This window comes from Anaerococcus sp. Marseille-P9784, assembly GCF_902500265.1.
Taxonomy (GTDB): Bacteria; Bacillota; Clostridia; order Tissierellales; family Peptoniphilaceae; genus Anaerococcus.
This window is the reverse complement of sequence record NZ_CABVOZ010000003.1, coordinates 24,787-49,305: the sequence shown is the minus strand read 5'-3', so window position 1 is coordinate 49,305 and position 24,519 is coordinate 24,787. Positions and strand designations below refer to the sequence as shown.

Genomic DNA, 24,519 nt, shown 5'->3' with positions numbered 1-24,519 from the left:
ACTTTGATCTGTTGGAGCAAATTAGTTGTTGTTAAGCCAGTTGACAACGGCTGTAAGCATTAGTCCCAGCCCAATCGGCATCATATTCTCGTCAAAATTTACTTTGGGATTGTGATGGCTAAAATTGTTGCCTGGCAATTTACAGTTGACATTGAAATATGCGGTTGGAACTTTTTCAGCTACAAGAGCCATATCTTCGCTTGCCATTACTTGTGTGTCTGGAATGAGCTCGCCATCAAAATCACTATTTTTTATATATCCCACAATTTCTCTTGTGAATTCTGGATCTGAATAAAGACTTGGAACTCCGGTGAAGAAGTCAAGATCTATTTCAGCTTTTGTTGAAATCTTTAAACCTTCGATAATTTCAAGCATTCTTGTTTTTAATTTGTTTCTAACTTCTGGATTGTATGAACGAAGTGTTCCTTGCATTTCAGCAATTTCTGGAATAATATTTGAATTTGAGCCGGCACTTAGCATCCCAAATGTCAATGTGTTCGTTTCTTGAGGTGGAGATTCACGGGCGATTAACTCTAAGAAATTTGTGTAAATATTTACAGCCACATTTATTGGGTCAATTGTAGTGTGAGGATATGCGCCGTGGCCGCCTTTACCTTTAATTGTAATTTTAAAGTTATCTGAGCTTGTAGCAATATAGCCTTCATTGTAACAAATTGAACCTGTTTCTCTGTCAAGAGCGGTGTGAAGTGCAATTGCCCTATCAACTTTAGGATTTTCTAATAATCCATTTTCAATCATCATTCTAGATCCAGCAAAAATTTCTTCAGCTGGTTGGAACATAAATTTAACTGTACCTTTGAAATTTGCCTTTTCTTCTAATAAAATTTTTGCAGCAGTTAGGGCAATAGCAGAGTGAAGGTCGTGTCCACAAGTGTGGGCAGTATTTCCAGTTGAAGCAAATGGCAAACCACTTTCTTCATTCATTGGAAGTGCATCCATGTCTGCCCTAATCATAATGCATTTTCCTTGGCCTTTTTCACCCTGAATAAGGGTAGATAAACCAGAAGAACCGTATTCTTTTACTTTTAGGCCAAGTCCTTCAAGTTCACTCTTTACATATGCTTTTGTTTTTGGTAAATCTAGTCCAACTTCTGGAATTTGGTGTAAGGCTCTTCTTTTTTCAATAAGCTCGCCTTTGTATTCCAAAGCTTTTTTAAAATAATTATTCATAATTCCTCCTTACATAATTATACTATTATTTGTTATATTGCGTTTCTTTGTATATTTTTAGTTAATATTGGAATGACTTTGCTTGTTAGCACCACGCCAAATGAAATTTGTGCAAGCACAACGCTTGCAATTTCACCTACACTCAGGTCAATTGTAGCACTTATAGTAGGTACTCTAACTAATAAGCCTACGATAGATATGATTCCAATATTGTAATTTTATCTTCTTTTAAAACCATTATTTCAAAAATCCAAATTAACAGACCCTAGTGCCTATCAGTCCTTAATACGTGATATCAACACTACACTCTCAACATGGATTGAGTGGTCAGTATGGATAAAATTTAATATTTCAAAAGCCTTGTATGTGGGAATATATCTATATAAATTTTTGATAGTAAATTTATTCTAAAATATTACTCACAATTTGCCCTCTATGAATATATTTGCATTTATACATAGAATAGTCAAAATCTGACTTAATCAGTCTTGAATCATACCTATTATAATCTTCTATTTTATCTACTTTTATGTCTTTAAACTCAATCAGAAGTCCAGCTGATAATACAAAAACTGACTATCAAAAACAAGTCCGAAGAAACCAAATAATCCTATCCATTTAAGATATGATGTTAGTTTAATAAAAATCCTCACAAATATTCCCTATTCATCTATAACGTTAAAAATATCTTCAATACTCACATTAAATATCTTGGCAATATTCCAAGCCAATTCCAAAGATGGGTTATAACGGCCATTCTCTAAATTTCCTATAGTTTCTCTTCTAACACCCACTAATTTCGCCAAATCAGCTTGTGTAAAATTATACTTTGCCCTATATTCTTTTATTCTATTTTTAATCATAGTTAATCCCTTTGGATTCTTTCCATTCAAAGTATGCGATAGCTATTGTGAATACAAATATTCCAATTGAGAAGCAAAATCCAAATGCAATCTCAATATAGTTTTTATATCCGATAATACCTAGGATAAATAATGATGGAATAAGAGATATCATTTGGCTAAAAAAAGCTAATGCTGCAGATTTTTCCACATATCTAATAAAAGATTCATCAGGTAAGATCCAAAAGTATCTTAAATAATATAGAAATCCCAAAAATCCAATCCATCCAGTATTATTTGTAATAAAAGCTAACACTGAAATTATAGAGAGCAGTGATAAGAATCCTAAAAAATTTATTCTTCTTTCCATATAAATCCTCCTTTATGTGATTTATTTCTATCATTATGATAAAGTTATACCACATCCGCGAATGTAAGACAATTAAAATCATCCTCTTTATAGTTCAATTAATCTAAGACCTAATAAAAATTAATAATAATATAAATTTTAATATGTTTAGCTCCATAAATCATTCTGAGCATAAAAATAGTCTTTTAGATTTTAAAATCAAACCCTAAAAGACTATAATTTCACTGCATCTTCTTTCTATTTATATTTAAATAAAAATCATCTATTTTCTATTCATACTATCCCATGCCTTTAAGCAAATTAGATAAATCATCAAATCTAATTTATGAGATCATATTTTATTCTATTCTATAAAACAATAAATTTATTACTTGCTTGCATTTGTGGGATATTAATGAGGTTTCCTCACATTATTTCTCCTTATAATCAAATGACCCGACTTGGTCCGCATTATATTAAGAGGCGTGTCGGGTACTGTTAATTATCATAATATGCCATTGGCGGTTATTTGTCAATTTTTATGAAATAACATTTATGGAACAATCTCTTGCCATAATAGTGGGATTAATTAATATCTTTCATCTGAAATTATATGCTCTATTCCACTATGCTCCGATTTAAGATATTCTTTCATAAATGTCGGGTATGCTTTGCATTTATCGAGCCCATCTATCGGCACCCAATGCATTGTCTCTTTAGCGCCTGATGCTGTAGTGCTTTTGCTCGTAAAATTTCTTTTGCCCATGGGCTTCATTATGTAGTAGAGTGTAAGCTCATGAAAGTCCACTCCTTTTATGCCAGAGCTGCCGATGAAGAAGTTCTCGTGTATCAAGGCAAGTTGATCGACTTCGTAATTAAAACCTGTCTCTTCAAATACTTCTCTCTTGACTGCTTCTTCTGATGTCTCGCCCATGTGAACCGCTCCGCCAACCGAGTAGTAATAGTCGTCCTCATCATTTCTTGCAAGAAGCACAGAGTCCTCTTCGACTATGATGGCTGCTGCTCTATATCTAAATGCTTTTTTATCGTTAATAATAGCGCAATTATGCTCCATAGTTTTCTCCTTTATATACTTTCTCATCTAAGAACCGTAACTTATGGTTCAAATGCAAACAGGTTTCCAAGCTGAATTGAAAATCCAAGTGATTTATACATTTGTATATCGCATTGTGCACAAGCAACAGTCATTGAACTTATAGCACTTGACCTATATGCAAATTGGACTAGCTGGCGTGCTATTCCTTTATGACGAAAGTCAGGACATATGAAAAAATCTTCAAATATTCCACTTGGCATATAGTCAAAAGTTGAAAAACCAACTGTTATTGAACAGCAGCCTACCAACGCATCACCTTCCCATGCTCCGAAAAATAATATTTCCCCTTTGCTGATTGCATCTTTCAGACGTTTCTTGGATATATCATTCGGTATATCCTCTCCTATTTCTGCTTTATATTGCTTTTGAAGTTCCCACAAAAGATCAATTTGTGAAGCGTATATTTCCTTGTAATCCATTCATAACCTCCAGATAAACTCCTATTATATTATAAATTCAAATTCTTATTTTCTTGTACAATAATGCTATAGTCTACACATGGCTTGGTGGTCAGTATTGATAAAACTAACAAATTTTAAAAGCCTTATATGTGGATGCCAATCAATAAACATCATATAATTAACTATATCATTCTAAAGAAGAAAAAAACAGCTCATGGCTTAGCTCAATTTTGTTTAATAATTAAAGGAGATTGTTTGTTTGCTTACATGTACTTCTGCTTCTACCCCAAAAGGAATTATACATCTTGGAGTTGAGTGTCCAATATTTATATTATAGACAATAGGTAAATCTTTATTAGTAATTTCTTCTAATAAAATAGATTTATACTCCTCATAATAGATTTCATTTTGAGGTTTCCCTACTAGTATTCCCGATAATATATCAAACAAGCCGTAATCTTTTAGAGCAAGTATCATTTTTCTATATAAATCTGGTTTTGTTTTTTCTTCACTTGATTCTATAAGTAAAATCTTATTCTTCCATGCCTCAAGGCTTGGAAATAAATCATATTTGCTGCAAATTTCTACTGTATCTTCAAATCTAGAATTATCGAACATATCATATATTGATTCTATGCATCCGCCTAAAATTTCTCCACTAAATAAAGGATTTCCTCTTAAAAGCTCAAAGCCAGTATTAGTATGACTTTTCATTTCTACTCCAATAGCCTTCTCGCTAAAATCTTCCCTTGCCTCATACCAAACTTCACTTGGATGTATCTCTTTTATTTTCCCCGTTTTTATAAGCTCTAAAAAGTATTTTTCTGTATAAGCTAACATATTATCAGATAGTTCGCATACATCCGACAAGAAAGCCTGACCATAAAATGTTTTTATGCCAAGCTTATTTAGCATAAAGTGATTTATTGTTGAGTCAGAAAAGCCTAAAAAAAGTTTTTGATTAACAATATTTTTTAATCTATCTCCTTCGAACAGATAAGGCGCTAATCTATAAGTATCTTCTCCACCAATAGCACATAAAATCATATCAATAGTGTCATCTTCAAAAGCAAGTAGCAAATCATCTGCCCTAGCTTCTGGATGATTTTTTAAAAAATCAATGCCTTTCAGAGAATTAGGTAAAAACTCTATCTCTACTCCTAGCTTATTTAATCTATCTAATCCTATTTTTACTTCATGCTGAATAAAACTTTCCCCCAAAATTCCACTGGATAAACTAACAATTCCTATTTTCTTTATCATTATTTCCTCCAAATTCTTAAATAAAAATAAATACCTTATAAATTTTGTATTCTTATTTCCTTGTCATAAATACTAAAGTCTCGACATGGAACTAGTGAACACTAAGTACGTCAAGGAGTTCTGTCTGTTGTAGAATATAATTCTGATTATTTAAACAAACCGAGTATTCTAAACTACAAAATCTTTGACATTAAATGTAACTTGCAATAATCATCTTCAAACACAATTGCTTCATCTTTATAATTATTCTTAAGAAAGAAGTCTAAATTTCCATTTGGAAAAATCCCAATTTCATCTGAAATTACAAGTACTTTTTTATACTTATTTTTTAAATAATCTTCTAAAGCCATTAATGGTGCAGACTTATAATCATAATCTTCATTTGATAAATAAATACATGTTATAAATACTGTTTCGCCACTTCTAGGAATGTCGTAAGGTACTAGATTAGACGGAACAAATTCAACCCCACCAAGTAAGCTATTACCATTAACATTCATAAATCCATATATACCTTCATTTATTGAATCATACATTTTAATCTTCATTTCACACCCCAGACAATTGACCCTAGATGTGCATTGAGACGCAATATTGTAATTTTCTTTTGTAATTGCTTTTATAGTTTTTGTCACACTTTCAGTGCCTAGTTTAGGAATATATGGCTTTTCTACTGGGATTATCCCTGAAGCAAGCTCTTCCATAAATTTATCATTAATTGGCCCATAATATCTATTAATATCATTAATTATAGTTAAGAATGGAAAATATATTTTTTTATTTTTACAAGCTGATAAATCATTAGATATTTCATAAGTATTTATATTAACTTTAGCTTTATATCTATTAATCACATCTAATATTTCTGCACTAATTGGGCACATACTCACCCAATAATAGAAATCTATTTTCATTTGGGCACCTCCACAAGTTTCTAAATTATACTAATTTAATAAATAACAATTTTTAAGCCAAAAATAGTTGGAGATATAACAAATTTATCATTTCACAATATTGTATCTTATCATCAACACCAATGTCTCCACATGCATTGTCTTTTGCTTGGGAACATAATTTTTTATCCTCGTCATTCTTGTAGGAGCACAATTTATCAATATAATTGTCTTTGGCGTTTTTTCTTTTATCTTTGTAATCATTAGAATTTTGACTATCTTTAATTCCTGTTTTGAAATAGAATGTTAAGTCATAAGGATGAACTGTTCCGTCTTTATCAATTCTACCCACTACGACTTTATCAACTATGCTTTCAAATACTGGTCTATTAAATTCCTCTATAATTTCTCTATTTTCTAAGACCTTTTTAAATTGCTTTAGTCTTTCTTTAATAGAATTTTCATCTTTTATTGTTAGTTCCAGTGTTTTCTTTTCATCAAGTAATTCTTCTTTTTGTTTTGTAAGTTTTTTATACTTTTTAGCATAAACTTCTTCGTCTATACTATCTTCTAAATGAAGATCAACTAACTTTCTTTCTTGACTAATGATTCTATTTAATTGATTTTCTAACTTTTTCAAATCTTTGACTAAAGTATTATCATTTATTTCTTCTTCTACAATTTTTAAAAAGTTATCTATTACTGTTGAATCCGCATGGCATAATTGCCTATAGCTTTCAACAAATGCTTTTTCTATTGCTGCTTCTTGTATTCCTTTTGAATGAGGGCAATATTTTTTACCTTTTTTTGTTGACCTTACACATTGCCAGTTAATTTTTTTATAAATTGAACTTGTGTGCCAAGTTCTTCTTGAAAGTATTTCTCCACAAAATCCACATTCCAGCATACTTGAAAAAGCGTATTGTCTTGATAGTTTTTCTCTTTTTCTATCCTTGTTAGCAATGGTGTTTCTATTTTGTGCTCTCCTTAGTCTAATCTCTTGTGCCTTTTCAAAATCTTCTCTTGATATAATTGGCTCGTGATGATTTTCAATGTGGTATTTATCAGATTCACCAAAGTTTGCTAGTCTTCTTTTTGTTATGGGATCAACTGTAAAGGTCTTTCCCATTAGTATATCACCAATATACTTTTCATTTTTAATTATCCCCAACACTGTAGTGTCAGACCATTTCGTTTTACCTCTAGGAGTGAGATATCCTTGTTCTTCTAATTCCCTGCCAATGACTGAACCACCATTACCCTCTAAATATCTTTTAAAGATATATCTAACAATTTTAGCTTCCTCTTCATTTATAGAGATACTTTTTGTTATAGGATCATAATCATATCCAAGGCAACCTTGAAAACCAATAAGTTCCCCTTTTTCCATTTTCATTTTCAGTCCTTTTTTCACATGGGCTGAGGTATTTTCTACTTCTTGTTGAGCTACTGAACTTAATATTGTTAGTAATAGCTCTCCATCCATTGTCAAAGTATCTATATTTTCTTCTTCAAATACTACACCAACATTATTTTCCTTTAAAAGTCTTACATATTTCAAAGTATCTAATGTGTTTCTAGCAAATCTTGATATAGATTTAGTAATTATCATGTCTATATCCCCATTTTGGCAATCACTAATTAGTCTCATGAAATCCGCTCTTTTAGTGGCAGTTGTTCCTGTTGTTGCTTCATCTGCATATATACCAGCCAGAGTCCAGTTCTTATTATTTTTTATTAGATTTGTGTAATAATCAACTTGCGATTTATATGATTCAAGTTGGTCTTTACTATCTGTACTTACTCGACAATATGCTGCAACTCGTTTTAAATCTAAATGTAGTGCATTTCTATTTCTAGCTCCTGTATTTGAAGCTTTTATTAATTTTACTTTAGTATTCATTTTACCTCCTTCCCATTTTGTATCTTTCTACAGTGTTATTATATCACAAGATTAATTACTTTCTATTCTTCTTATAATCATTTTCTATTCTAGTCTTTATTTTGGTGAATTCTTTATCATTTATTAGTTTGAGTTCATAAATTCTACAGAGCATAGCAACTCTCATGCTATAAATCTTTATTGCTTGCATTTTAACCTCCTATGTAAATTATTTTTTTGCATTGGTAAGTGGATTAAATTTGAAATATACTAATCTCACATAATCAATTTCAACAATATTGGCACTTCAAAGTATTTTGATTTTTATAGAAAGATGACAAAATACCCCTCACTTTATAAAGTGAATTTTGCCCTCTTTGGTAACCAAAATTTTTATTTTTTTAGTATTTTTGAGTTTTAATGATTAATTTGAACATAAAAAGAGGACTTATGCTATTAGCCATAAATCCTCTAATCTAAATTTTCCTGTTCAAAGACTTTAATATTTCTTCCTATCAATTATTTAATTTCCATGATTCTGCCTTAGCTTTTGCATTGATAAGGTCAGAATAAAGTCCATTATTTTTAATCAGTTCTTCATGATTTCCATGTTCTACTATTTCTCCATCTTTTAAGACTAAAATCTGGTCTGCATTTCTAATGGTTTTTAGTCTATGGGCAATCATAATTACTGTCTTATTTTTTGTTAATGATTCTATTGCTTCTTTAAGTTTATCTTCATTTTCTGGGTCTACATTTGCAGTTGCTTCATCAAAGATAATTATATCTGCATCTTTTAGCATGGCTCTGGCTATGGAAATTCTTTGTTTTTCTCCGCCAGATAGACTTGCTCCACCTTCTCCGATGATAGTGTCATATCCTTCAGGTAAAGCTTCTATAAATTCATGGCACCTTGCCTTCTTTGCAGCTTCGACAACTTCTTCATGGCTTGCATTTTGTTTTCCAAATTTTATATTGTTTTCAATTGTATCTTCAAAGAGATATACATCTTGGAAAACTGTACTTATTAATTCCATAAGTGATTCTAACTTATATTTTCTTATATCTATTCCACCTATCTTTATACTTCCTTTATCAACGTCCCAAAACCTGGAAATTAGATTGCACATAGTTGTTTTCCCTGAACCTGAAAGTCCTACAATTGCAGTCATTGTATTTTCTTTAATTTTACAAGATATGTTTTTTAATATTTTTTTATCCTCGTAGGAAAAAGAAACTTCATTAAATTCTATATCACATTTTTCTGGATCTATGTTTTTGCCATCTATATCGATTTTAGGCATACTCATAGTTTTTTCAACTTCTTCAATAGAACTTGTTGCTAGTCTTAAAGTTGCTAATACGCTACCCGTTGATTTTATATGATTAAAAGCTAGAAAGGACATTATTATACCCATTATCCCGTCTGAAATATTCATACTTCCCTTAAAAAATAATTGCAATGATGTTGCTATCATAATAACACTAAAGAAAGCTATAATAATATCTTGAATTATGATATAGGGAGTAAGACTTTCTTCCATATCTAAGTTTACTTTTTCATTCTTAGTAATAGACGATATTATTTCCTTATCTCTTATACCTTCAAGATTAAAAGCTTTTATTACAAAAAGCCCTTGTATATATTCTAAAGTTCTTTGCACAAGTTCTGATTGAGATTTTTGCCTAGCAGCAGAACTGACTCTTGACTTCTTTTCCATATAGGATACGGCGCACAAGTATAATAATGTTCCTATAAAAACAATACATCCTAGTTTAAATTCAAAAATAAAAATCATTAAAGTAAAAACTATTGAATTTATTAAACCACTTAATACACCTACTAGAATAAATGGTGCAGTATTTTCTATATCATCCAATACTGAAGTAGTTATTCCTGTTATATAAGCAGTATTATTTCTATTAAAATATCCCATAGGTACAGTTTTTAAAAGTTTCCCTATTTCTACTCTTTTATTAGCTACCATAAAATATCCTGCGTGTACCTGTTTAAGTTGGGCAAGAGAATTAAAATAGCTTCTTCCAATAATACTTAAAGTTAGTAATATTAAAACTATTAATGAAACTTTCATATTTTTATTATCTGAAAAGATTGAGTTTAATACAATGTAAATTGCTACAATCTGTAACATATTAAATATGGCGTAAATAAACTCAAAGACCACAGAGACATTTAAATTAGATTTCTCAAGATCTGCAAAGTTCCAAATTTTTTTAAGTCCACTAATCATTTTGCACTCCTTATTTTTTTAGATTTGCTCTCCACATATCTTTATAAGTATTGCTTTTATTTAGTAATTCTTCATGATTACCAGCACAAGATATTTTTCCATCTTCAACTAGAAAAATCTTATCTACATCAGTTACAGTAGATAGCCTATGAGCAATAATTATAACAGTTTTCCCCTCTATCAATTTAGAAATTGATTCTTGTAACTTAACTTCATTTTCCGGATCTATATAAGCTGTTGCTTCGTCTAATATAAGAATTGGTGCATTTTTAAGCATAGCTCGAGCTATAGTAATTCTTTGCCTTTCTCCCCCAGATAAATTACTTCCCCCAGAACCTACTATCGTTTGATATCCTTTTTCTAATGACATAATAAATTCATGACAACCCGAAGCTTTTGCCATTTCTATTACTTCATCATCACTAGCATTTACCTTTCCCATTCTTATATTTTCCATCACAGTATCATTAAAAAGAAAAGTGTCTTGAGATACAAATGCTACCAAATCATATAGTTGTCTAAGTGGAATATCTAATATATTTTTATCTCCAATAGTAATTACTCCATCACTAATATCCCAATACCCAGCAATAAGCTTTGCTATAGTGGACTTCCCAGAACCTGAAGGTCCAACTAAAGCATTAACTGTATTTTCTTCTACAAATAAATCTACGCCCTTTAAAATTTCTTTGTTTTCATCGTATGCAAAATGTAAATCCTTAATCTTAATATCATAGTTCTCAAAATAAGTTATATTATCGCTATGAATCTGTTCATCAGCTGCTAAAATAGAATCTATTCTATTAACTGTTGTTCCTACTTGTGCTAAACTGTCAATAAAATTAATTGCGGCTAATAAAGGACCTGCTACTCCTAATGAAAGTATTATGACCATTATAAAACTACTAATTTCTAGGCTACCACCTATATACATCAAAAAACCTATAGGCAGTATCGTTATCAAAGTAGTAGGTGATATTGCTTTAGATAACGACATAGAAAATTGAGTCTTCTTCATCCATTTATAAAAATATTCAGCATTTGCATAAATACTATTCTCATATTTAGAATAGGAATTCTCACCCTGATTAAAAGTTTTTATAACCTCAATTCCATTGATATATTCAACAATTGACTTATTCATATTAGTATTGACCTCAACAGATTTAGCATAATCACTTGCGTAATCTTTCATAATTAAACCCATAAACATCATACCAACTGGAATTGAAACTAAAGAAAGAATTGCCAATCTCCAATCAATGATTAATAAATAAATAATGATAAATAGCGGTCCTAATATATTTGCCGTCATTTCTGGAAGCAAATGAGCTAATGGTCTTTCCATTTTTTCTACTTGGTCAACAATGGTTGTTTTAAATTCTCCACTACTTGTGTCTATAATCTTTCCTAAAGGCATTCTAGGAAGTTTTTGAGCTATACTTATTCTTAAGTTCTTTAAAATTGAAAAGGTTGCTTTATGAGAAATTTTTAGTGCAAATGAATATAAAATTGATTTTAAGCTATATCCAAGAAATATAAATAGACATAGTAACATGTAATATTTAGTATCATGATTCCTTTGAATTAGATTATTTATAATGCTGCTAGCAAAAATATATGGCATAATTCCACATAAAACCCCTATACTAGAAAGGAAAATAGCAAGTTTAATCCACTTTTTCTCTGTTTCTGCATATTCCCAAATGCGTTTTAAATAGTCCACAACACTCCTCCATTCTAAAATATTTTATTTTGAAAACTCATAAATATTACCCCCACAGTTTTTTATAAACTCATAATCGTGTGTAATAATTATAATGAGTTTTCCTTCTCTCTCCATAGCGTGTAGGAAATTAATTAATGTATTCATCTGTGGTTTACATAATCCACTTGTAGGCTCATCTAAGATAATAATAGGTTTATTACTAAGCCTTGCTATAGCAATCAACAATCTTTGCTTCTCTCCTCCCGATAAACTTTGAGGATGTTTTTCAAGCTTTGATAATAATCCCATCTTTTCCAACATTTTTTCATTTAGGCTTTTATCTTCACTTACTGTTGATACTTCCGATAATACACTTTCTGTAAAAAGCTGGGAGCTAGGATCTTGCATTACCATAAAAATTTCTTTATTTTGTTTTGTAACTTTTTTTTGATTAACAAATACATCTCCGTGACCTTTTGTAGTACCGGTCAATAATTTAATGAAAGTACTTTTCCCTATTCCATTTTTTCCAATGATAAAATTTACTCCCTTATTAAAGGAAATACTAAAGTCAAAAATTTTATTCTTTTCATATTTTTTCTTAAAATTATGACATGATAAATCTCCATTGCTAAAATTATTTTTATCATCCAATAAATTCACTTTATAATATTTATTAATCTCTAAATCACTTTTCTCTATTTTATTAAATGTTCTAAGTCCATATCCTTCTGCAATAGCTTTCAAATTATAATCATTTAAATCTTCTTTTTCGTATGAAATTAAAGACTCATTATCAATAATACAGAGCCTATCCATTATATCTTTTAAATAAAATAATCTATGTTCCACAACAATTATTATCTTATTTAATTCTTTTAATTTCACTAAGGCTTTTTTTAACCTTTCTATAGATTCATTATCTAATGATGAAGATGGTTCATCTAATAAAATAATATCATTTTCAGAAATTGCACAAGCTGCAAGTGCTATCATTTGCTTTTCTCCACCAGATAAATCAAATATATTTTTGTCTAATAAGTATTCTATATTTAAGAGTTTTGAGTATTTCTTTATTCTATTGATTATCTCTGACTTGTCAGTATTTCTATTTTCTAGCTGAAAGGCTAACTCCTCAGTGGAATTCATACAGTAAAATTGAGATTTTGGATTTTGAAATACATTTGAAATAATACATGATCTTTCAAATATATTTTTACTAAGTAAATCTAGGCTGTTATATTTTATTTCTCCATTAATATTAGCATCAAGGTATTCAGGTATTACTCCATTAATTGCTTTTAATAGTGTGCTTTTTCCACATCCAGAATGTCCTGTAATAACTGTAATTTCACCAGCTTTACATTCAAAATTTAGATTTTTTAAGATATTTTCATCATCAAAAGATAAATCAAGCTTTCTTATTTTAAGCATATTTTCTACCTCTTATATAAAAAAATAAAACTAAAATAGAAACAAAAAAAATTAAATAGTCAGCAAATGTTAACTTTGCTTCTCTAATATTTGATCTATTTTGATTGACAGCAAGACCCTTAGTTAATGAAGCTACTGTCAATTCATCAGCAGAATTTGATAGGGTCATCAATAGTGGGATTATCCTATATTCAATTAATAAAATAGGATTCTTTAAAAATTTCTTAAAACTTATACCCCTCAAATAAATAGCTTGTTTTATTTGTCTATACTCAATTCTTGTTGCATAAAAATATCTAACCATAACCGCAACAGGAATGGCTATCTGATCAGGACACTTCACCTTTTTTAATGAACAAATTGCTTCTCCTACACTAGTCGTTAAAATTATATAATTTCCCATAACCATAGGTGCAAAAACTCTTTTTATTATAATTATAAGTATGTGTATAAGTGATAATATTATAGAATCATTTAATTCCCTAATATTAATTTCTATAATATTCAATATTATAAAAAGTATGATTGATTTAATCCCGGATTTTATATGTCCAGATAAAAATAATAAAAAAGTAGGGAGCATACATATTAATACATAATATATAGGATTTAGGCTTTGAATATTTCCAATTGTCATAATAAAAGAAATAACCATCATTAAAAATAATTTTGCTCTAAAATCTATCCTTATCATATCTAATAACCCGCTCCCTAATTCTTACTTACCAATTTTTGAAAAATGTTTTTTCAAAAACACAATTCCTAAGCTACAACCTACAAAAGCACCAATAAATCCTAAAATAGCCATAACTATTAAAATCCAATCAGGCATAACTTTCATCATTGTGTCAATAAATTCTTGATTATAACCTTGATTTAAAAGCCCTTGTGCATACTCATTTCTTGAGATGATAATCGGAACATAGTTTCCTAAAGTGCAAAGACTTGAAAAAGAAAATGCTAATCTAGATTTTCCTTTACTGTCATAAGAGCCTGATTTTAATATTATTTCTCCAATAAATCCTGCAATTGCTCCTGTTAAAAGTGCCCATGGACCATGACCCATGATGACATAAGCTAAAGATATTAGCATTGTTTGAATAAAAAGCATTCCTGGCTTCTTAATTTTTGTTGAAAAAAGCATGTTACTAGGTCCAACTAAAATTCCCTGTACTAAGGGAACAATTGGCATCAAAACAGGAACCATAGCTGTAAATGAGCCTATTAGCATAAAAATAAACCCAAGTACTGCAAACAAACCAACATTAATTAAATCTCTAACTTCTAATTTTTTATTCATTTCTGAAACCTCCTTAGTTATCTATTTTTTTCTAAATCTAAAATATAATTTAAAATTGTATCTTTTAGATATTTCCTATTCTCATCATATGAATCTCTTGCATTAAGAACTTGCGAGCTTAATATCATTCCATTTATATAATTTACTAAAAAACCATCTTCAAAAATCTTTGAATCAATTCCTAATTTATTAGATATTGAATCTAATTGATTTACTGTTTCTGTTTTCAAATCTTGAAACATCTTTTCTAAATCTTCATTATATTTTTTTGATTGTAATAAAAGAGAATAAACCTTAGTAATATCTGTATCTGGTAGACACTTATCCACTAAAATTTCACTCATCTGTTCATATTTATCTTGACCTATGTGAGCTTCTAAATAATTATCAATTAAATTATTTCTATACTGATTTCCATCAAGCATTAAATCTTTAAGCATTTCAGCTGTGCTTTTATAATGATGATAGACACCACCTGTGCTCATGCCAACTTCTTTAATCACATCTTCCATTGTTGTATTCTGAAATCCTTTATTCAAAAAACATCTCATTGCTGCATTTCGAATTTCTTTTTTTCTTATTTGACCAACTTTTAATTCCTTATCCTTCAATAAAAGACCTCCTCACATTTGATGATTTTACCGAGGTATCCCTCGGTTTTTATTATAGCTTAATTGAAAGTTATTTTCAATATCAAACAAATTAATAATTTGGATTTAATCTACCATATACTTCTTTATTAATTTCTTTAAATGCGGTATAATTAACCATAACTTAATATACGCTTAACGCTTATAACTTTAATAGCAAGCACAGTAAGTGTACGGACACTTACGAAAAAATTAATGGAGCAAACCTTTACGGAATGCTCCATTTTTTTTAATTTTTACCTTGTTAGGGATAACCCTAAGACCCCGAAATATATTTTATAAAGGAGAATAAAATGGCAAATAGATTTAGAAATGAAAGAATAGAAATAAAACTAACTAAGGAAGAAAAAGAAGTTTTTGAAAAGAAAATGAGACTTGCAAATTGCAAAACTATGTCCCACTTTCTTAGGAAATGTGTATTAGAAAAAGAAATTTATGTAGTAGATTTAGAACCATTTAGAAATCTACAATGGCTACTTTCAAATGCAACAAATAATATAAACCAGATTGCAAAAGCTACTAATACAACTGGTGTTATTTACAAAAATGAAATTGAAGCAATGAATAAAGAAATAGAAAAATTATCAAGAGAAATATTGCAGATTCATTCCCTACTTCTTAATAAATCAAAATGAAATTTATTATATAAATCAAAATTTAATTTATAAATACATTAAATACCAGCTGAGAAATTCTACATTTTTAATAAAAACTAGGTACATCAAATACTGCATTTTTCATGAATATAATCATGTTTTTATTTTTCAAATCAATCTACATGATTTGAAAAATATCTTTCCGAACTTAAATATAGTATTCTAGTAAATACAATAAAAAAAGAATACCCTCATGCAAGAGTATTCTTAAAATAAAAATAGTAATTATCTTTTTTCATTCTATAGAATAATATTAAAAAGCAGCATAAAACATAAGTAGAAATAGTACCTACTTTTCAATTAAATCGAAGAGAGATCTATAACATTTTCTTCTCCAAAATACTCTTTAGCTTTTTCTAATATGTCAGAATCATCAGTAGGCATATATATTATTAAATTCTTTTTTGCTCTTGTTATACATACATAAAATAATTTTTTTGTACGTTTCTGAACATTAGAGTTCGGAGATCCTTTACCAAATAATGTTCTAAAGTCATATTTATTCCAATCAGACTCTAATACAAGCAATACATTGTCATATTCACTACCTTTAACACTATGTTGAGTACAAATTGGTGAAAATTCTTTTAAATATAAAACGCTTTTTCTATATTGATTAAATGTTATCTTTTTTATTCTCTCCCATAAATAAAACCCTTTATTTGAAATATAATCACTAAACAATTCATCTTCTTTGAGTAACCCTTTTACTTCCGCAAATTTTAATACATTTTCTATCGTTTGATTATCTTCACTTACAAGATAATCAATTGCTTGCTTAAGGCAAATCTTATCATTCCTATTATGAATAGAAAATTTTGTTATTCTCAGAAAATCATTAAATCTATTAGCCTCATATAATTCAATAATCTCCTCTAATATATCTAATCTGCGTAAAATCCTATCTCTATAAGAATTAGCTTCATATCTACCACTCATTCCATTTAATTTATATGACATGAGTGATTCCTTAGTGATTCTACATTTTTCGTAAGCTTCTTCCCATGACACATCTTCTAAAACACTATATATTGACTGATAAATTTCATTTCCGTTAATTTGATCTAACAGCTCCACTTTGTTATATGTCGGTTTTACCTCTAACGCTATTTCTCCCAAAGTCTTATTACAGTCTAAATTTCCCTTATCAATTTTTTTCTTTATCTCACTTATAAGCTTAGTTATCAAATCAGCATTATATAGATCATATAAGTCTTTAAAGCCAGTCATTTCAGCATTATATTTATGTGTTAGCCTTAACTCTTTTGTTTGTTTTCCATCAGAAAAATCCCAAGATTCAAAAATATTCTTCCCCTTTACACTTATAAAATCATTTATTTCAGTTCCATATAAAAATTTAATACTACCTTCTCTAATAGTACCATTTTCCATATTAGGTGCATTTATATCTTCTGAAGGTCTTTGCTCAATATCATCATCTCTAAACTTATTGGCTACTTCGATTACAACTCTTGGATTTCTTCGGTTTTGCGTCTTTACTATTTTAGTTAAATTATATTGATTTAAATTACCAACTCCGTCGTCATATATAGACTGCATTGAATCTCCAAAAAAACCAATTACATTTTTCTTATCGCTTTGCTCAAGATGCTTTAGTAAAATATCAGCAACTAAAGGACTTGTATCCTGATATTCATCAACAAAAATACAATCTGCAATATCCTTTAAAATGTCCGCTATTTTTTTATATTTCTCAAACATTTTCTCTGCAACAATCAAAATGTGATTATGGCTGATTTTCACTCTATTTTCTTCATTTGGCGTTACAGAATAATACTCATCATAATCCACATAAAGATTTTCGAAATATTCTTTAGAAATTAAATCCTCAGAAAAATCTTTTGGCTTTTTAAAGTTCTTTTCATTATCATCGTTAATAAGCTCAACTAAAATATTTTTTATTTCATTCTGATATTTTCTGATAAGAGACCATATAAACTCATGTATTGTTGAAACCCAAATATTCTCATTTTCTATTCTTGATAAAATTTCGGCAACTGCATTATTTGTATATGTAATGCATACTATCTTTATATCTGGTAATTCCTCTGTGAGTGCATTTATTAAGGAAATTAAGGAGTATGTTTTTCCACTACCTGCTCCACCTTCTAAAATAAAATTTTCACCATTTTTTATACATTGAAGAGCTTCTAATACTTCTTTTTCCAATGTTAGCGTATCCATAATAAGCCCTCCTCAATATAATGTGGAACTGCCCATTTTTCATCTTCTTCGCCATTCTCATTATCAAAATACAATAAGCTTGATGCAAATGCCGATTTCTTTTTCACATTATTCAAAGCAAAATTATAATAATCACCATTTTCTATTTCATCATTCGAAAAATCTTTTAAAGCTCCATATTGATAAAATCCTTCTTTGTTTTTTAATATAAAGTCTTTATTTAGTGCTATAAATGCATCTTCAAAACTACTCGCTTGATACTCACCATAAGATTCTGGTATTTGATAGGCCATTCTCATATTATCTTTAATTTTATCCTCAGCATTTTTCCCTACAAGTTCCTTAAATTGATTATTCGATGTATCAATTCCAGTATCTTTAAAAAATTCTTTTATTGATGCGTTACTTGTATGTGTTCCCTCATCGGGGTGACAACTCGTATATACAGTTCTTTCTTTTCCATTTTTATCTATTTTCTTTTCAGCTTTAACAGAGTCAATATCCGTAACAAACAAAACTTTTGTTCCTAAAAAGGAAAATAAAGGCATAAATATATGAGAATGCGCTCCAACTTCTATTATAGAAATATTCTGTGATAATAGTGGTATAATATCTGCTCTTGGCTTTTCTTTATTATCAATTTTATGCATCATCACTGGCATTAAAATTCGTTCGGTATCTCCTTCTATACAAATAGCTTTATCCGCAAAGAAAAGTTCACTTCTATTCATTGTCAGATATTGTTTTACAAACTTAAATCCTTTCTGTTCATCTCCACCATACTCTTCTTTTAAAGAATTAAAGCTCTTAGCTATGACCGTATTCCCGTTTTTCTTCAAATATATAATGTCATCAAAGTTACATTCAGAAACTATATGTGATGAATGCGAAGTGATTAAAATCTGCAACTGCTTATTCTTTTCTTTCAACAACTTATTTCTATGTGCTTTGATATGAGATTTAATATTCCTTATAAATATATACTGTAACTGAGGGTGTGTATGTGCTTCAGGTTCTTCAATATATAAGAGATTTATATCTGCTGGTTGTTCAAACAATTCCTGTATATTGGTTTCAATCTCAAATAAAATACCAATTAAATTCAAATACCCCAATCCATTATATGTTTCTGGAAGCGAATAATCTCCCCCTTGTCTATAACTTAAGTTTGTATTATCTGACAATAAATTTTTCTCTGAAATAGATGACTCTATTGCTATATCAATTCCATTTTCTGCACCACCATAAGTTTTAATAACATCTATAACATCACTAAAAATACCATCAATGGGTTCTTCACCTTCACTTTTTTCTCCATTGTAAATCTTATATAATTCTTTATCGGCTTCCTCCAATTTTTCTTCAAGTCTTGTAAATACCGATTCACTTTCATCTTTTGCAGCTTTATAAGAACTGAAATATTTACCAGTTAAACCTGATAAAACATGATTACGATCATCATTAGAAACCGCTCGATCAGCTCTTATTCCTGCCACTTTAATGACTTTTTGAATATCTTTATTATCAATTTCTTCTGATCTATCTTGCGTTGTTTTTTTTGCTTCAACATCAAACCCTCTTGAATATTTTTTCGTTTCAAAGAAGTTTGCAAAATTCTTACTCATAAATTTGGAAAATGATTTAAAATCTTCAATATTTTTTTCACTAATAATGTTTTTTAATTCTATGATTTTTTTTGCAGCTATTACCGAAATAAATTCTAAAACTATTATGTTATTATCTGGATTTAAGTCCATCATGAATTTTTGAATATTCTCATATGAATCATTATCATTATACTCAATGAATAATTGCATATTAATAGTTTCTAATAATTGAACTTCATCCAGCTTTGTTATATCAAAACCAATTATTTTTTTATAGAGATCTTTCTGGCATTCTAAATTTATATCTTCCCAAAATAATTTAGATGAATTTAGCATTTTATCTAAAACAATAATAGATGATGTTTTTCCACAATTATTTTTGCCTATAACTAGCGACAATTCATCTTTAAAATTTAACTCAAAATTTTTTAATAATCTAAAGTTTTTGACTTTCATCTTTTTTAAAATCATTTTAATACTCCTCTTTACCTTCTAAATCAAACTTTTTTTTATATTTATTTTCCTAAAAATCCTTTGTCTACTTACATCAACTTGTTGTTTTCGAAACGATTCTCACTACATCAACAACCTTATCAAAGCTCAAATCCCCAATATACTTATTTTCACTGAGATATACTTCCCACAAGGATCTTAGGTATGAATCTTCTTTTATGTCCTCGATTATTTCCTCATAGTCTTGCATTATCTCCCAGCTTTCTCTTTTGTTTAAGGTTCTCTCTACTGCTTCTTTTAAAATTTCATAGTTTATCTCATCTTTCTTTAGTTTGTAGAGGGTGTATAGGTCGTAAAAGTCTCTCATTCGTGTCGTTGCTATATTTCTTCTGATTATTGTTTCATATTTTTCTGCGAGAATTGTTTCTAATGGGTATGCCATTATTTTTATATTTTCTTTGCTAAAGATACAGGGATAGGTATATTCTATTTCCCTTGGTGTTATTGCATCTCCTGTTGTTAAGTCTAGTTTCATCGGATTTTTAGTCTTTCCAACATTTGCTATTAGTGAAACTCTAAAGTTCTCGTACTCGTCTTCTTCTCTAATATAAGAGATGTCTTTTATTTCAAATCTTATTCCATCATCTACATTTATATTTATAATTTCTTCTACGATTTCTTTTATTTTTTCCTCTTTTAGGGGTATGCCTTTTATGGTTGTGTCCATATCCATAGTTGTTCTATTTTCAATGCCGATTAAGGATGATATGAGGAATCCTCCCTTTATTACAAAATTATTTTTGTACTTTGATTTAGATAGTCTTTCTAAAAATCTTTCGAAAAAATATATTTGCAAAACTTCTTGCGACTTTAGATTTTTCTTCTCTGCCATGCTTCTTATCTTGCCCTTTATACTCTCGATATTAATCACAATAATACCTCCATATATTTCCTAATTTCATCTTCTATTTTAAATAGTCTACTGTATTTTATGAGTCGTCTTAGATTTTTATTTGGTGATTTAAAGTATCTTTTTAAGGCTTCTGTAAAAATCTGTTTATCTATTTTTTCACTGTCGATTATGATGTCGCAAATTGTTCGATCTATATCGTAAACTGGAACAAGGTTGCCTTGTGGTGATTTTATTTCTGTCTTGCCAATCTCGTACAAGTCTTTTTTTACATAGTGAACTTGGAGGTCTTTATATCTATTTTTGATATGACTTGCATTATAGCCTTGGGGTACAGATATATGAAATACATTTGGAGTTCTGTCTGATATGTCGTGGAGGTATAGGGCTGTTTGCTGGGAAAATATAATTCGATTACTATTTGATGATATTAAAACAAAATCGTCTATTACTTTTCCTTTTAATTGATATAGTCCTGGTCTTAATCTTTCTAATTGTCCACTCTTTGTTAATTCTGATAAATTATGCCTAGTATATCCAAGCTCTTCTGCTTCTTTGTTGGTGATTACTAAATTTTCTTGTATATATTCTTTAAGTGTATTCATAGTTTACCTCCTCTCGTTTACGCTTTTATTATATGTTATAAAAGCGAAGATGTAAAGTTGGCTTGTGAGTTGTCCATTTTTAAAAAAGGATGTAACGAATCCTTACTCCCTTTCTAAAATTATTCTTTCTTAACTCAATATTACTAATATTATTATAGTTACTCTCCGATATTCGGAGTTCTTGAAATCCATTATTCAGAGTTCTTGAATTCCGATTTTCGGAAGTCTGGACTTCTGCTTTTCGGAAATCAGATTTTGTATAATTAGTAATATTTAAAATTTATATGTACCTACTTTTTAGAAAAAAAGAGTAGCCTTTTAAGCTACTCTTGTAGAAAGTACAAAATGAGTTATTATATTTTTTGTGTTTCCTCATACTAGTCTCAAAACTACTCTTACGTCCATGTAGTTTTTTTGAGTCTTTTTAACATATCCCTCTTCATCTTTATCGAAGACAAAATGCTTATAAAACTGCTTAAAATGCAGGATTTCTATATTTACATCTTTTGTATCAACGCTATAGCCTCCACGTGGCTTGAGTGGTCTGTATGGATAAAATTTGAGATTTTTCAAAAGCCTCGTATGTGGGAATATATCTATGATATAAATTCCTTCTCTCATTACATAATATACTATTAATAAGCAAAGAAAAATAGCCCTATATCACCTTTACTTTATAATGGAAAATCTGCCCTTATCTACAAGTCGATTATCTTAAAAAATCTTCTAATAACAACTTCAGTTTTTTCAATATATTATTCTTACGCCATTGTATAGCTTGATAACTCACTTTCTTTATTCTTGTAATACTCGAAAGAATTTCATCCTGAAAGTACAAACGCTCAATGATGCCCCTTTCTTCTGCATTGAGTCTTGAAATTGTATTTCTGACTGCTTCAATCATCATCTGTGTTTCAACAATCTTTTCTACATCAACACTTTCATCAACAATATTATCTACAAAATGTCCGTCATGATCCAATGATGAAAAAAGAGCAAGTGGTTTTTTCTTTCCACCTGCTCCAAATACTTTTCGTGTTCTCTTTCTCGCCAGTAGACTTTATAAATATCTTCACTGACTTTGACATTTTGTCCGTTGATATAAAGGTAATATTTTTTTGGCATATATGCTTCCTCCATTTCTTTTTGTCTGCGTTTTAAAACAAAAAAAGGAGGACTCCTGCACCTTGGCATAAGAAGTCCTCTAAAACGAAAGAAACTTGTTCTTCCTTTAATTATATTTAATTGTTTAGACGAGCATATGGAAAGACAAACAGCTATAAAGCTTATAGGAAAAAGGACTATTTTTATTGTGGTTTATTCTTTCAAATAAATATATAGACTTTTCCATTTCTATCCCTCCATTTTATAGCTAACTATTTTCCATAAATTAAGTCCTTCTAATGTTTCAAATTCTAAACACCTAATAAGAAATTTTACGCTTGAACTTTTTCTTTCCCCATTTTATTCAGTTCCCCAATCATCATGAAAACGCCAACAACAATCATAATGAAATCAACAAGTGGCTGTGTAAACCAAACAGCTTTTACTCCAAATATCATTGGCAATAAAATCATGGCAGGAACAAACAAAAACAGTTGTCTAAGCATTACGATTATCCCAGCTTTCTTTCCGTTTCCGATTGATTGGAAGAAAGTAACAGTCATAACCATTACTCCATACAAAATAAATACGGAATAGAACAATCTAAAGTTTCCAACACCCTGTGCAATGATGTTTGCTTCTACACCGAATAAAGATAGTATTTGACTTGAAAGCAATAAAGACGGAATCCAAAAGATTGCTGCAAGAACTAAACCGCCAATAGAAAAGACCTTCATAGCCTGTCTTACTCTGTCATACTGCTTTGCTCCAAAGTTTGTTCCAACAACAGGTTGTAAGCCTTGACTCATTCCCCAAAGAGGAATAAATGAAAAGGCATATACACGAAGTGATGCCGCCATCAAAATTCCATTGGTATCTCCGCCATACTTAAATGCCATTTTATAGAGCATAGTCTGTTGAATCATAAACAAAAGCTGCATCATCATAGCGGATGAACCGACAGAAAACATTTCTTTTTTAATTCCCGCATCAGACTTTATCTTATGGATTTTAACAACTTTACTCTTTTTCAAGAAATAATGTAGTGTTGCCACTGCCTGAACAAATTGTGCTGTGATGGTTGCAAGGGCAGCACCTTCAATCGCATATTCACCCATAACTGTCATTAAAATCGGATCAAGAATGATATTCAGTAATGCTCCAAGTCCCATAATCGTCATAGCTTTTTTCATCAGTCCTTCGCCACGCATAACCATGTTTGCGGACTGTGTGAAGTTTACAAATAGAGAACCTATAAAAATTACTCTAAGGTATCTAATACCATAGGCTTTGATTTCACCCGTTGCACCGACCATATCTAAAAAATGCGGAGCAAGAAGTATTCCTCCAACTGTAATAATTACAGAGAAGAAAATCACCCAATAGATTAGGTTACCCATAATTTTATCTACAGTTTTTTGATCCCCTTTACCGATTGCTCTTGAAAGTACAGATGCAGAACCTACACCAAGTAAAGTTGAAACACCGCTGTTGAAAAAGGTAAGTGGCATTGCGACACCACAGGCAGTCATTGCTGTCTGTCCTATAATTTTCCCTGCAAATATTCCGTCCATTAACGGATACAGACCGATAACAATCATTCCGATAACTGCCGGAATAGATAACTGAAAGAGTAAATCTATCGGTCTTTTTGTTAATAATTGTTCTTTCATATCTTGTTTCATTGCCTTCTCCTC

The 24,519-nt window shown here is 29.8% G+C and carries 22 protein-coding genes and 1 pseudogene; 1 reads left to right on the top strand and 22 read right to left on the bottom strand.

Annotated features, from left to right (window positions below):
- Positions 1 to 21 precede the first annotated feature (21 nt).
- From GAN53_RS06825 to GAN53_RS06755, 15 genes are all read right to left on the bottom strand, one after another.
- The gene (locus tag GAN53_RS06825) at positions 22 to 1,191 is read right to left on the bottom strand and encodes a M20 metallopeptidase family protein (protein WP_151410362.1); all 1,170 of its coding nucleotides are present in this window, start codon (positions 1,189 to 1,191) and stop codon (positions 22 to 24) included.
- Between the two features lie 662 nt (positions 1,192 to 1,853).
- Positions 1,854 to 2,054 (bottom strand): helix-turn-helix transcriptional regulator, encoded by a 201-nt coding sequence (locus tag GAN53_RS06815; RefSeq protein WP_151410361.1) that lies wholly within the window; start codon positions 2,052 to 2,054, stop codon positions 1,854 to 1,856.
- Entirely contained in the window at positions 2,047 to 2,403 is a 357-nt protein-coding gene (locus tag GAN53_RS06810; RefSeq protein ID WP_151410359.1) for a DUF3796 domain-containing protein, read from the bottom strand. Before GAN53_RS06810 ends, GAN53_RS06815 begins: the two co-directional genes overlap by 8 nt.
- A 568-nt stretch (positions 2,404 to 2,971) precedes the next feature.
- The gene (locus GAN53_RS06805) at positions 2,972 to 3,457 is read right to left on the bottom strand and encodes an NUDIX hydrolase (protein ID WP_151410357.1); all 486 of its coding nucleotides are present in this window, start codon (positions 3,455 to 3,457) and stop codon (positions 2,972 to 2,974) included.
- Positions 3,458 to 3,498: 41 nt separating this feature from the next.
- On the bottom strand, positions 3,499 to 3,918 hold the full coding sequence (locus GAN53_RS06800; RefSeq protein WP_151410355.1) for a GNAT family N-acetyltransferase: 420 nt from the start codon (positions 3,916 to 3,918) through the stop codon (positions 3,499 to 3,501).
- A 216-nt stretch (positions 3,919 to 4,134) separates the two neighbouring features.
- On the bottom strand, positions 4,135 to 5,163 hold the full coding sequence (locus GAN53_RS06795; protein WP_151410353.1) for a S66 peptidase family protein: 1,029 nt from the start codon (positions 5,161 to 5,163) through the stop codon (positions 4,135 to 4,137).
- Positions 5,164 to 5,336: 173 nt separating this feature from the next.
- Positions 5,337 to 6,077, bottom strand: a complete 741-nt coding sequence (locus GAN53_RS06790) for a hypothetical protein (RefSeq protein ID WP_192574101.1) — start codon at positions 6,075 to 6,077, stop codon at positions 5,337 to 5,339.
- Between the two features lie 52 nt (positions 6,078 to 6,129).
- Positions 6,130 to 7,959: a recombinase family protein gene (locus tag GAN53_RS06785; RefSeq protein WP_151410349.1), complete on the bottom strand. Its 1,830-nt coding sequence runs from the start codon at positions 7,957 to 7,959 to the stop codon at positions 6,130 to 6,132.
- 55 nt (positions 7,960 to 8,014) lie between these two features.
- Positions 8,015 to 8,149, bottom strand: a complete 135-nt coding sequence (locus GAN53_RS09940; RefSeq protein ID WP_263969952.1) for a hypothetical protein — start codon at positions 8,147 to 8,149, stop codon at positions 8,015 to 8,017.
- Positions 8,150 to 8,453: 304 nt separating this feature from the next.
- The gene (locus tag GAN53_RS06780) at positions 8,454 to 10,190 is read right to left on the bottom strand and encodes an ABC transporter ATP-binding protein (protein ID WP_151410347.1); all 1,737 of its coding nucleotides are present in this window, start codon (positions 10,188 to 10,190) and stop codon (positions 8,454 to 8,456) included.
- A 10-nt stretch (positions 10,191 to 10,200) separates the two neighbouring features.
- On the bottom strand, positions 10,201 to 11,916 hold the full coding sequence (locus tag GAN53_RS06775) for an ABC transporter ATP-binding protein (protein WP_151410345.1): 1,716 nt from the start codon (positions 11,914 to 11,916) through the stop codon (positions 10,201 to 10,203).
- A gap of 24 nt (positions 11,917 to 11,940) precedes the next feature.
- Positions 11,941 to 13,332, bottom strand: a complete 1,392-nt coding sequence (locus GAN53_RS06770; protein ID WP_151410344.1) for an ATP-binding cassette domain-containing protein — start codon at positions 13,330 to 13,332, stop codon at positions 11,941 to 11,943.
- A complete protein-coding gene (locus tag GAN53_RS06765) occupies positions 13,325 to 14,026 on the bottom strand; it encodes an energy-coupling factor transporter transmembrane component T (RefSeq protein ID WP_151410342.1) in 702 nt (233 codons plus the stop codon). Before GAN53_RS06765 ends, GAN53_RS06770 begins: the two co-directional genes overlap by 8 nt.
- A 24-nt stretch (positions 14,027 to 14,050) precedes the next feature.
- Positions 14,051 to 14,632, bottom strand: coding sequence for an MptD family putative ECF transporter S component (locus GAN53_RS06760; RefSeq protein ID WP_002841816.1), 582 nt, complete (start codon positions 14,630 to 14,632; stop codon positions 14,051 to 14,053).
- Positions 14,633 to 14,649: 17 nt separating this feature from the next.
- The gene (locus GAN53_RS06755) at positions 14,650 to 15,243 is read right to left on the bottom strand and encodes a TetR/AcrR family transcriptional regulator (protein WP_151410339.1); all 594 of its coding nucleotides are present in this window, start codon (positions 15,241 to 15,243) and stop codon (positions 14,650 to 14,652) included.
- 332 nt (positions 15,244 to 15,575) lie between these two features.
- Here GAN53_RS06755 and GAN53_RS06750 point away from each other — a divergent pair, with 332 nt between their 5' ends.
- Complete coding sequence (locus GAN53_RS06750; protein ID WP_151410337.1) at positions 15,576 to 15,917, top strand: plasmid mobilization protein; 342 nt, start codon at positions 15,576 to 15,578, stop codon at positions 15,915 to 15,917.
- A 321-nt stretch (positions 15,918 to 16,238) separates the two neighbouring features.
- Here the strand turns inward: GAN53_RS06750 and GAN53_RS06745 are convergent, their stop codons facing one another.
- From GAN53_RS06745 to GAN53_RS06710, 7 genes and pseudogenes are all read right to left on the bottom strand, one after another.
- Positions 16,239 to 18,143, bottom strand: coding sequence for a UvrD-helicase domain-containing protein (locus GAN53_RS06745; protein WP_148473912.1), 1,905 nt, complete (start codon positions 18,141 to 18,143; stop codon positions 16,239 to 16,241).
- The gene (locus tag GAN53_RS06740) at positions 18,131 to 20,221 is read right to left on the bottom strand and encodes an ATP-dependent nuclease (protein ID WP_151410334.1); all 2,091 of its coding nucleotides are present in this window, start codon (positions 20,219 to 20,221) and stop codon (positions 18,131 to 18,133) included. The genes GAN53_RS06745 and GAN53_RS06740 overlap by 13 nt, the downstream gene beginning before the upstream one ends.
- A gap of 76 nt (positions 20,222 to 20,297) precedes the next feature.
- Positions 20,298 to 21,134 (bottom strand): nucleotidyl transferase AbiEii/AbiGii toxin family protein, encoded by an 837-nt coding sequence (locus GAN53_RS06735; protein ID WP_151410331.1) that lies wholly within the window; start codon positions 21,132 to 21,134, stop codon positions 20,298 to 20,300.
- Positions 21,131 to 21,718: a type IV toxin-antitoxin system AbiEi family antitoxin domain-containing protein gene (locus tag GAN53_RS06730; protein WP_151410328.1), complete on the bottom strand. Its 588-nt coding sequence runs from the start codon at positions 21,716 to 21,718 to the stop codon at positions 21,131 to 21,133. Before GAN53_RS06730 ends, GAN53_RS06735 begins: the two co-directional genes overlap by 4 nt.
- 372 nt (positions 21,719 to 22,090) lie before the next feature.
- Positions 22,091 to 22,291 (bottom strand): hypothetical protein, encoded by a 201-nt coding sequence (locus GAN53_RS06720; RefSeq protein WP_151410325.1) that lies wholly within the window; start codon positions 22,289 to 22,291, stop codon positions 22,091 to 22,093.
- Positions 22,292 to 22,427: 136 nt separating this feature from the next.
- Positions 22,428 to 22,843, bottom strand: a pseudogene (locus tag GAN53_RS06715) (sigma-70 family RNA polymerase sigma factor).
- Between the two features lie 311 nt (positions 22,844 to 23,154).
- On the bottom strand, positions 23,155 to 24,507 hold the full coding sequence (locus GAN53_RS06710) for an MATE family efflux transporter (RefSeq protein WP_019125103.1): 1,353 nt from the start codon (positions 24,505 to 24,507) through the stop codon (positions 23,155 to 23,157).
- Positions 24,508 to 24,519: the final 12 nt, after the last annotated feature.